1 protein-coding gene is annotated in these 727 nt (G+C 48.6%); it reads left to right on the forward strand.

Features of this window, described 5'->3' with window-relative positions; genetic code table 11:
- Window positions 1–727 (forward strand): peptide chain release factor N(5)-glutamine methyltransferase (gene prmC / locus R7R78_RS26115; RefSeq protein WP_225474613.1); only part of this gene is annotated, 727 nt, incomplete at both ends.

Consider the following 727-nt stretch of genomic DNA (forward strand, 5'->3'; position numbering starts at 1 on the left):
CCTTCTTTGCCATGTTCTTGGCAAACCGCGAACCTATTTGCTAACGTGGCCAGAAAAAGCATTAGAACCAGAACAACAAGCTCAGTTTGATGCTTTACTCGCAAGGCGCTTAGCAGGCGAACCCGTTGCTTACATTATTGGTGAGCGCGAGTTTTGGTCTCTACCTCTCAAAGTTTCTCCTACTACCTTGATCCCAAGACCAGACACCGAGCGTTTGGTGGAAGTTGCTTTGGATAAAACCTATGGGCAGACCGGATCGATTCTAGATCTAGGCACGGGGACAGGAGCAATTGCGTTGGCACTAGCGTCTGAGCTACCGAATCGTCAGGTAATGGGAGTTGACCTCAAACAAGAGGCCAAAGAGCTTGCTGAGTACAATGCCGCGCAGCTAAACATCAAAAATGTGACGTTTGACCAAGGTAGCTGGTTCGAGCCTATTGCAGAGGGAACAAAGTTTGCTTTAATTGTTTCCAATCCGCCGTATATTGACGAGAAAGATCCGCATTTATCCCAAGGTGACGTTCGTTTTGAGCCAAAATCCGCGCTGGTCGCTGATGAAAATGGCTTAGCGGATATTCGCCATATCTCCGATTTGGCTCGTCAGTATCTTGAAGAGGGCGGTTGGCTTGCCTTCGAACACGGTTACGACCAAGGCGAGGCGGTTCGCGAGATCATGAGTGGCTTTGGTTATCAGCAAGTTGTCACCGAAAAAGATTATGGTGGGAAT

The organism is Vibrio sp. 2134-1, from assembly GCF_033339495.1.